This window comes from Microbacterium sp. FG3, from assembly GCF_057809335.1.
Genome location: NZ_JBMDJT010000069.1, coordinates 1 through 1,649 on the forward strand (window position 1 = coordinate 1; position 1,649 = coordinate 1,649).

Genomic DNA, 1,649 nt, shown 5'->3' on the forward strand with positions numbered 1-1,649 from the left:
CCTGGATCGTGTCACCGTCGGGTGATTTCGCGGGTTGAGGATCGTTGAGGCTTGATTTTCCGGGGGTGTTGGTGCCTCGTGCGGGGCACTAACGGCGTCGATCTAGACTCGCTCGGTGGGGTGGTTCGTGCGGAAGGTGCGCACCGCGTCGGGTGCGACGGCGGTGCAGATCGCGTCGAAGACCCGTGGTGTGCGGACGATCGTGGAGCACCTCGGCTCCGCGCACGACGATGAGCAGCTCGCGGTGCTGGTCGCGATCGCGCGGGAGCGGATCGCGGAGCTGGCCGGGCATGTCCCGTTCGATCTGGACGGGCTGGGCGCGACGCCGCCGGCCACGACCGCGCCGACGGTGACCGGGTCGAGGTCCAGGTTGTTGTGGGATGTCCTCGAGGACGCCTACGCCCGTCTCGGGTTCGACGCGGTCGGCAACGACACATTCAAGAAGCTGGTCCTGGCCCGCGTCGTCGAGCCGACCAGCAAGGCGGACACGCTGCGGGTGTGGGACGAGCTCGGTGTCCCGGGTGCGCCGTCGCTGTCGACCGTGTGGCGGACCCTCGCCCGCAGCGTTGAGCAGGACTGGCGGTCGAAGATCGCCGCCGCAGCCTACGCGCATGCGACCCGATCTGGCCCGCTCACCGTCGTGCTCTACGACGTCACCACCCTCTACTTCGAGGCGGAGCGTGAAGACAAGCTCCGCAAGGTCGGGATGAGCAAAGAGCGCCGCGTCGACCCGCAGATCCTCGTCGGCCTCCTCGTGGACCAGGGCGGGTTCCCCCTCGAAGTCCACGAGTTCGCGGGCAACAGGGGCGAGACCCTCACCCTGCTGCCCGTCCTCGACCAGTTCCGCGAACGTCACTCCGCGACCGAGGTCGTGGTCGTCGCGGACGCCGGCATGCTGTCCGCAGCGAACCTGAACCGGCTGGAGGACGCCGGGTTCGGTTTCATCGTCGGCTCCCGCACCTCCTCCGCGCCATACGATCTCGCCGAGCACTACGCGACCGTCGGGAACATCGTCACCGATGGGGAGACGGTCGAGACCACCCGAACCATGGGTGCGGGTGTGAACGCGCGGGAGCGGCGAGTGGTGTGGCAGTACTCCCACAAGCGGAAGATCCGCGACAACATCACGTTGAACAAGCAGATCGAACGCGCCGAGCAGATCGCTGCCGGCACCCGCCCGGCGAAGAAGGACCGGTTCGTCACCCTCGGCACCAAGCCCGGCGTGAACTGGGCAAGAGTCGAGAAGGCCCGCGAATACATCGGCCTCAAGGGGTACGTCACCAACCTCAGCACCGCGACGGCTTCCGCTGCAGAGATCGTGGCGGCCTACCATGACCTGTTCCAGGTCGAGGCGACGTTCCGGATGGCCAAGACCGACCTGCGGGCGAGGCCGATGTTCGCGTCGACCGCGGACTCGATCCACGCGCACCTCACCGTCGTGTTCTGCGCTCTCGCGATCAGCCGGCACCTCTACAAGACCACCGGCGTGACGGTCCGCCGTATCGTCCGCGCGCTGCGCCCGCTGCGTGACGTCACGATCACCATCGACGGACACGAACTCACCGCGACCACCCCGCCAACGGGGGAAGCCGCCGACATCATCGCCGCACTCCGGCCGGGCGTGGGGCACTAATCTGACACGATCCAGG

General features: G+C 67.8%; 1 protein-coding gene. It reads left to right on the forward strand.

Annotation, left to right across the window (positions count from 1 at the left end; genetic code table 11):
- The first annotated feature begins 115 nt into the window (after positions 1-115).
- The gene (locus tag ACODR5_RS13470; protein WP_076689818.1) at positions 116-1,633 is read left to right on the forward strand and encodes an IS1634 family transposase; all 1,518 of its coding nucleotides are present in this window, start codon (positions 116-118) and stop codon (positions 1,631-1,633) included.
- Positions 1,634-1,649: the final 16 nt, after the last annotated feature.